6 protein-coding genes are annotated in these 8,588 nt (G+C 44.5%); 4 read left to right on the top strand and 2 right to left on the bottom strand.

What is annotated here, in order from left to right:
• Positions 1-46 precede the first annotated feature (46 nt).
• Entirely contained in the window at positions 47-1,051 is a 1,005-nt protein-coding gene (locus tag QYT14_RS17685) for a class II fructose-bisphosphate aldolase (RefSeq protein ID WP_237039946.1), read from the top strand.
• A gap of 154 nt (positions 1,052-1,205) precedes the next feature.
• Positions 1,206-2,249, top strand: a complete 1,044-nt coding sequence (locus QYT14_RS17680; protein WP_288325395.1) for an alpha-L-fucosidase — start codon at positions 1,206-1,208, stop codon at positions 2,247-2,249.
• 20 nt (positions 2,250-2,269) lie between these two features.
• Here the strand turns inward: QYT14_RS17680 and QYT14_RS17675 are convergent, their stop codons facing one another.
• On the bottom strand, positions 2,270-3,145 hold the full coding sequence (locus tag QYT14_RS17675; RefSeq protein ID WP_288325394.1) for an AraC family transcriptional regulator: 876 nt from the start codon (positions 3,143-3,145) through the stop codon (positions 2,270-2,272).
• Positions 3,146-3,269: 124 nt separating this feature from the next.
• Positions 3,270-4,106, bottom strand: coding sequence for a helix-turn-helix domain-containing protein (locus tag QYT14_RS17670; RefSeq protein WP_237039949.1), 837 nt, complete (start codon positions 4,104-4,106; stop codon positions 3,270-3,272).
• 147 nt (positions 4,107-4,253) lie between these two features.
• On the opposite strand from QYT14_RS17670, the gene QYT14_RS17665 reads away from it, so the two are divergent.
• Positions 4,254-5,369, top strand: coding sequence for an efflux RND transporter periplasmic adaptor subunit (locus QYT14_RS17665; protein WP_288325393.1), 1,116 nt, complete (start codon positions 4,254-4,256; stop codon positions 5,367-5,369).
• 8 nt (positions 5,370-5,377) lie between these two features.
• Entirely contained in the window at positions 5,378-8,587 is a 3,210-nt protein-coding gene (locus tag QYT14_RS17660; protein ID WP_288325392.1) for an efflux RND transporter permease subunit, read from the top strand.
• Position 8,588: the final 1 nt, after the last annotated feature.

Below are 8,588 nucleotides of genomic sequence, written 5' to 3'. Positions count from 1 at the left end.
TTTTGCAGTGGAATTTAATTCACTAACAATTATAAATATTAGAACAATGGTTAATTACAAAGATTTAGGTCTGGTAAACACTAGAGATATGTTTGCTAAGGCTATCAAAGGTGGATATGCAATTCCTGCATTCAACTTCAACAATATGGAACAGATGCAGGCTATCATCAAAGCTGCAGTAGAAACAAAATCTCCGGTTATTTTGCAGGTTTCAAAAGGTGCTCGTCAGTATGCTAACGCTACTCTGTTGCGTTACATGGCTCAGGGTGCTGTAGAATATGCAAAAGAATTAGGTTGTGCACATCCTGAAATCGTTCTTCACCTGGACCACGGAGATACTTTCGAAACTTGCAAGAGCTGTATCGACTCAGGTTTCTCTTCTGTAATGATCGATGGTTCTCACCTGCCTTACGAAGAAAACATTGCTTTAACTAAGAAAGTAGTAGACTATGCTCACCAGTTTGATGTAACTGTAGAAGGTGAACTGGGTGTATTGGCCGGCGTTGAAGATGAAGTTTCTTCTGACCACCACACTTATACTGACCCTGAAGAAGTAATCGACTTCGCTACTCGTACAGGTTGCGATTCATTGGCTATTTCTATCGGTACTTCTCACGGTGCTTATAAATTTACTCCTGAACAGTGTACTATTGATCCTGCAACAGGTCACATGGTTCCTCCTCCCTTGGCATTTGGAGTATTGGATGCTGTAATGGAGAAACTTCCGGGATTCCCTATCGTTCTTCACGGATCTTCATCAGTTCCTCAGGAAGAAGTTGAAACTATCAACAAATTTGGTGGCGCTTTGAAGGCAGCTATCGGTATTCCTGAAGAATGGTTGCGCAAGGCTGCTAAGTCTGCTGTTTGTAAAATCAACATCGACTCTGACTCTCGTTTGGCTATGACTGCCGCTATCCGTCAGACATTTGCTGAAAAACCGGCTGAATTCGACCCGCGTAAGTACTTAGGTCCGGCTCGTGACAACATGGAAAAACTGTACAAGCACAAAATTATCAACGTGCTGGGTTCAGACAATAAATTGGCTGAATAATAATTTCATCCTATATAAATAAGAAAAGGCTGCTTTCTTCATTGAAGGCGGCCTTTTTATCTCTCTTTTCTTATCAAAAGAGGAACGGTTTTTGTCAATTCTCGTCCACGAATCTTTTCTACTTTTGCAGAAAATCAACAATTCTATTATACACATGAAAAAACTATTATTTATCCTTTTCCTTGCCGCCCTGACTCTTCAAGGCGCTTACGGGCAAAAACTGATATTGCCCTCTCCCTCCACCGTCCCCTGCAAAGAGCAACAGAAACAGATAGCTCGAAAGTACGGAATGTTCATTCATTTTGGAATTAATACCTTTCACGACGAGGAATGGACTGACGGTTCCAAGCCCGCCTCTTCATATTGTCCGACCAGGGTTGATGCGGAGCAATGGATAAAGACAGCCAAAGATGCTGGCATGAAATATGTCATACTGATAGCCAAACACCATGACGGGTTCTGCCTTTGGGACAGCAAATACACGGAATATGACGTGGCTAGCTCGGGCAACAAGACTAATGTGGTGGAAGCAGTGGCTAAAGCTTGCAAGAAATATGACATAGGCCTCGGACTTTACTACTCGCTATGGGACAGAAAAGTCAACGGTGACGTGAAAGACCAAACTCGGGATGCGGCCTACAATGAATACATGATTAAGCAGTTGAAAGAACTGATAACCATTGCTCAGAAACACACAAACATTGTGGAATTTTGGTTTGACGGCGGTTGGGAAAAGCAGAACTACCGCTGGCCGGTTATGGACATCTACCAAACCATCAAATCTAAAGAGCCCGAATGCCAAATCGGTATTAACTGGAGTATCGGTTCGCCTGAAAACGTGGATGCGCATCCGGTCTTGCCCGAAAACCAAAAGGTGGGCTATCCCATCCGCTACTTCCCTAGCGACTTTCGTTTGGGCGATCCTTATTTGCCAACCGATAACGACCCTAAGATATTCACCCATGACGGCAAAGATTACTATATGCCTTGGGAGTCGACTGTATGCATCAGCGAACGTTGGTTTTACAACACCAACGATAAGAAGTTTAAGTCCATTGACGAACTTGAAAGGCTTTACAAGCAATGCACTAAAAACGATAATATCCTGATACTGAACTGCCCGCCCGACAGGGAAGGCCGCATACGGGCAGAAGACATTCGCATACTGAAAGAACTGCGTACACGGCTGGGGATTTAAGACAGCTCGTGTAGACGGATTTATATGCTCAGTTGCTTCGCCCGATATTCCTTGGGCGAGTACTGGGCTATTTTTGTAAAGAGGCGGGTGAATTGCGCCGGGCTGAGAATTCCCACCTTCTCAGCAATCTGCATGATGGTCAAATCGGTTGTGAGCAGCAAAGCTTGGGCACGCTCTATGCGCTTTACCTGAATGTATTCGCAAGGAGACATCCCTATAATTTTCTTGAAAACTTTTGAAAAATGGTCGGGAGTAAGACACATTAATTCCGCTAAATCATTCACGGAAATGCGCTTGTCCAGATTCTTGCTCACGTAGCCGATTACTAATTCGAATTTCCCATAAGAATCGTTCGTCGACGGTTGCTTCAGGCTTTCGTCGCTCACAAACCGGGAAAGCAACTGCAAGAGAATGCCGTCGCTTTCTATAATCGAACCCATACGGAAAGACGGATTTCCCTCGCACGCTTCGTAGATAGCCTTGTCATTACCATAGTGCTGAGGGTCTACCACCGACAAGGCTTTACAAGGGTTCAGTTTTAAATAACGTTTCACCAAGTCTCGGTCGGTAGTATGGGCGGCAACCTTCAGATTCATCTTCGAAGGGTTTGGTATTCCGGCATTTCCCGCCAAATCATCGAAGAAGCAAATGTAATAGTGGTCCATGGAGTCACTGCATTCATAGCTATGGAAAGTAAACTTGGGAATTAGGAATAAAGTTCCTGGGGTTAGCTCATAGCTAACATTGTTGATATACACTTTTCCACATCCTTTTTCTATATAATAGAGCCGATAAAAGGGACTGATTACATTCTTATAGTTCCACCAACTGCCTACACGCTTGAATCCCGTGTAAATCATTGACAATGAAAAGGTTTTATATACAGATATAGTCATACTCAACGGCCTTTTATTTAGATATCACAAAGATGGTTATTTTTCTCGACTATGCAAACAGCTCAAATCATTATTTCTGCCTTATTCTATACATGAAACGTTTTAATCAAGTAGTACTTTCTCCTTACTCGAAGTTACTTCTGTATTGCAGTGGCGACATCCCTGTATGCTTTTTGAAGTACCGGCCAAAGAAGGACTGGTCGGGAAAATGAAGCCGATTAGAAATTTCCTGTATGCTGAGATTGGTGGATTGCAGCAATGCTTTTATTTCGAGTATCACGTGTTGGTCTATGATGCTTTTGGCTGTTTGACCGGTCACTACCTGTACTATTGTGGAAAGGTAGCGAGGAGTAATGAACAGTTCGGTTGCATAAAAGGAAACCTCTCGTTGGGAGGTGCAGTGCTTATGAATCAGCTGGATGAAGCGTTTGAATATTTCTTCTTTTCGGCTGATATTTTCCACTTTTCTCTGCAAGAACAAATGCTGTGTCTTGTCATAGAAATCCAATAGGAAGTTTTGGACGAAGTTCTTGAATATCTGAATGCGGAAACTGTTATCCCGGTCGTTATAGAGGTCTTTCATCGCCAAACTTAGTCCGATAAATGGCTTGACTCGTTCTTCAGGAATAACAATGCATGGATGTTCCTTTAAAAAGTGGAAGAAGGAAGGGTCCAGGCGTGAGGTGATTTCTCTGAATAGCGTATCGGAGAAAATAATATAGGATACAGTGAAGTCTTCACTGGCATAAGTACAATTGAAAATGCTGCCGGGCAGAAGCAGGAGTTGGGTGTTTTCTGTCATCTCGTAAGCTTGCAAATCAATTTCTATATGTGCTCTTCCACTACGGCAATGGAAAATAGATGCATCTCCCAACTTCAAAATCTGATTGGAGCACATATCCATCTTTTCATCTATTCCGGTTATAAATGGTTCGCTTTTAGGTAAATTCAGATTTTTCATATCTATTCTTATTTTGACACAAAAATAACTGTTTTATTTGTAATAATGAGGTTTATATTCCGAAATTGAACAATGGCGGCTAATAATTGAATGCGCCGACTTGCGAAATTCCATCTACCTTTGCATCCGAATTTAAAAGATTGGAATATGATAACAATGAACAGAAAATGGATGCGACTAATGGTATTAGTTGGTTGTGCAGCATTGGGGACATCGTGTAAACAGGTGCCTGAAACACAAGTGGAGTCGGAATATGCAGTACTGAAAGTGACTCCTTCGGATAAGGTTTTATCTACTACTTATTCGGCGACTATCCGCGGACGTCAGGATATTGATATTTATCCGCAGGTTTCCGGTTTCCTCACTAAACTTTGTGTAGAGGAAGGACAGGCTGTGCGCAAAGGACAAGTATTGTTTATTATTGACCAAGTGCCCTATAAGGCAGCTTTGGAGACGGCTGTGGCCAATGTGGAATCGGCAAAAGCCGGACTGGCTACTGCACAGTTGACATACGACAGCAAGAAAGAACTGTTTGCCAAAAAAGTAGTTTCTGAATTTGACCTGAAGACGGCCGAAAACTCCTGGCTCACCGCCAAGGCTCAGTTGGCTCAGGCTAAAGCTCAGGAAGTAAGCGCCCGCAATAATCTGTCTTATACGGAAGTGAAAAGTCCCTCGGATGGGGTGATCGGTACTTTGCCTTACCGCGTAGGCGCATTGGTTAGTGCCAGCCTGCCGCAACCGTTGACCACGGTTTCCGATAATTCGGATATGTATGTGTACTTCTCGATGACTGAAAACCAATTGTTGGCTTTGACCCGCCAATATGGTTCTAAGGCTGAGGCATTGAAGAATATGCCGGAAGTGGAATTGCAATTGAATGACAAGTCCATGTATGGTGAGAAAGGACGTATTGAAACAATCAGTGGAGTGGTTGACCGGAATACCGGTACTGCCAGCCTTCGTGCCGTATTCCCGAACAAGAATGGTTTGCTGTACAGCGGAACATCGGGAAATGTGATTCTTCCGGTTACTATGAAAGGAAGTCTGGTTATCCCTCAAGCAACCGCTTTCGAAATTCAGGATATTACATACGTATATAAGGTAGTAGATGGCAAGGCGCAATCGGCTCCCGTCAGCGTGACCCGTGTAAACGGCGGTCAGGAATATATCGTGAACGATGGTTTGAAAGAAGGAGATATCATTGTTGCCGAAGGCGTAGGTTTGCTGCGTGAAGGTACTTCGATTAAAGTAAAACAAAACTAAGAAAGAAAATGAATTTAAGAACCTTTATAGAACGCCCCATCCTATCGGCAGTTATCTCTATTTCGATAGTCGTAGTGGGCATCATCGGGCTGTTCACTTTGCCCGTCGAGCAATATCCGGATATTGCTCCGCCTACCATCCAGGTAAACACCTCTTATTTCGGCGCTAGTGCGGAAACGCTTCAAAAGAGTGTGATCGCTCCGTTGGAAGAAGCGATTAATGGTGTGGAAAACATGACTTATATGACTTCCACCGCTACCAATGCCGGTACGGTAGACATTACTGTGTATTTCAAACAGGGGACAGACCCCGATATGGCGGCGGTCAATGTGCAGAACCGCGTATCCAAGGCTACCGGACAGCTCCCTGCCGAAGTAACCCAGGTGGGCGTGACCACTTCAAAGCGTCAGACCAGTATCTTGCAGATGTTCTCACTCTATAGTCCGGATGATTCGTATGATGAGAAATTCCTTTCCAACTATATCAGTATCAACCTGAAACCTTCTATTCTCCGTATTCAGGGAGTAGGTGATATGATGATTATGGGTGGAGACTATAGTATGCGTATCTGGATGAAGCCTGACGTGATGGCTCAGTATAAACTGATTCCATCGGATGTTACTCAGGTGTTGGCAGAGCAGAATATAGAATCGGCTACCGGTTCATTCGGTGAGAACTCTGATGAGACTTACCAATATACCATGAAGTATAAAGGCCGTTTGATTACTCCGGAAGAATTCGGTGAAATTGTGATTCGGTCTTCAGATGATGGTGAGGTGCTGAAACTGAAAGAGATTGCCGATATTGAGATGGGTGAAGAGAGTTATGCCTATCATGGTGCGATGGACGGACACCCCGGTATCTCTTGTATGATTTTCCAGACGGCCGGCTCTAATGCTACGGAAGTGAACAATAACATTGATGCTTTGCTGGAAGAAGCTGCCAAGGATTTGCCGAAAGGGGTGGAGCTGACCAAAGTGATGAGTTCCAACGATTTCCTTTATGCATCTATTCATGAGGTGGTGAAGACTTTGTTTGAGGCTATCTTCTTGGTCATCTTGATTGTGTATGTATTCTTGCAGGATATCCGTTCTACGGTCATTCCGTTGGTGGGTATCATTGTATCTTTGATTGGTACCTTCGCTTTTATGTCGATAGCCGGATTCAGTATCAACCTGATTACCTTGTTTGCCTTGGTGCTGGTCATCGGTACGGTGGTAGATGATGCCATAGTCGTCGTCGAGGCGGTGCAGGCACGTTTTGATGTGGGCTACCGCTCTTCTTATATGGCCAGTATCGATGCCATGAAGGGTATCAGTAATGCGGTTATCTCTTCTTCATTGGTATTTATGGCGGTGTTTATTCCGGTTTCGTTCATGAGCGGAACTTCCGGTACTTTTTATACACAGTTTGGTTTGACAATGGCGGTCGCTGTAGGTATATCTGCCGTCAATGCGTTGACGCTGAGTCCGGCACTGTGCGCTTTGTTCCTGAAACCGTATATCAATGCAGACGGTACGGTGAACAACAACTTTGCGGCACGTTTCCGTAAAGCGTTCAATGCGGCTTTTGATGTGATGATTGAAAGATATAAGAAAGGGGTGTTGTTCTTTATCAAACGCAAATGGATGGTATGGACACTTCTCACGGCTTCGGTAGTATTGTTGGCGTTCTTGATGAATACCACCAAAACCAGTTTGGTGCCCGATGAAGACCAGGGGGTTGTGTTTGTCAATGTCAGTACGGCGGCAGGTAGTTCATTGAAAACGACCAATGACGTAATGATGCGTATCGAAAAGCGTATGATGGATATTCCGCAGGTATTGCATGTGCAGCGTGTGGCCGGTTATGGTTTGCTGGCAGGTCAGGGTAACTCTTTCGGTATGCTGATTCTGAAACTCAAACCTTGGGATGAGCGTGAAGGAAAAGAGAATGATGTACAGGCGGTAATCGGGCAGGTATATGGCCGTACCGCAGACATCAAGGATGCCAGTGTGTTTGCCATCTCTCCGGGTATGATTCCGGGCTATGGTATGGGTAATGCGTTGGAACTCCACATGCAGGATAAACAAGGTGGTGATGTGGGTACTTTCTTCAATACTACCCAGCAATATCTGGGCGTTTTGAACCAGCGTCCCGAAATTGCGATGGCCTATTCTACCTTTGATATCCGTTATCCGCAATGGACGGTAGAGGTAGACGCGTCTAAATGTAAACGCGCCGGCATCACTCCGGATGCGGTGTTAAGTACGTTGTCGGGCTACTATGGCGGACAGTATGTTTCCAACTTCAACCGTTTCTCTAAAGTATATAAGGTGATGATTCAGGCTGATCCTAAATATCGTGTGGATGAAAGCTCGTTGAACAATATCTTTGTGCGTATGTCGAATGGCGAGATGGCTCCCCTCGGCCAGTTTGTGACATTGACCCGCAGTTATGGCGCAGAATCATTGAGCCGTTTCAATATGTTCAACTCCATTGCTGTGAACGCGATGCCTGCTGAAGGGTATAGTACCGGTGATGCTATCCGTGCTGTTCAGGAGACTGCCGTACAAGCACTTCCGAAAGGTTTCGGATATGATTTCGGTGGTATTACTCGTGAAGAGACCGACCAGGGAGGCACGACTATTATCATCTTTGGTATTTGCTTCCTGATGATCTATCTCATCTTGAGTGCGCTTTATGAAAGTTTCCTTATTCCGTTTGCCGTATTGCTTTCCGTGCCGTTCGGTTTGATGGGTAGCTTCCTGTTTGCGAAGATGATGGGGCTGGAAAACAATATTTATTTGCAGACCGGTTTGATTATGTTGATTGGTTTGCTTGCCAAGACTGCCATCTTGCTGACCGAGTATGCTACTGAGCGCCGCAAGGCAGGTATGAGTCTGACTTCTGCCGCACTTTCTGCCGCCAAGGCTCGTTTGCGTCCTATCTTGATGACTGCTTTGACCATGATTTTCGGTTTGTTCCCGTTGATGGTTGCCAGTGGGGTAGGTGCTAATGGTAACAGTTCACTGGGTACAGGTACTGTGGGCGGTATGGTGATTGGTACGCTGGCGTTACTGTTTATTGTACCTTCTTTGTTTATCGTATTCCAATATTTGCAGGAAAAGGTACGTCCTATTCAGTTTCAGCCGGCGTCCGATTGGCAGATTCAGGAAGAATGTATAGAAGCAAGAGAAGAAAGACAGCACCACATTGAAGAAAAAGGAAAGCATTAAC

It is taken from the genome of uncultured Phocaeicola sp., assembly GCF_948499155.1.
In the GTDB taxonomy this organism is placed as follows: Bacteria; Bacteroidota; Bacteroidia; order Bacteroidales; family Bacteroidaceae; genus Phocaeicola; species Phocaeicola faecalis.
Note: the sequence above shows the minus strand (reverse complement) of the source record. Positions and strands in the feature narration are given on the sequence as shown.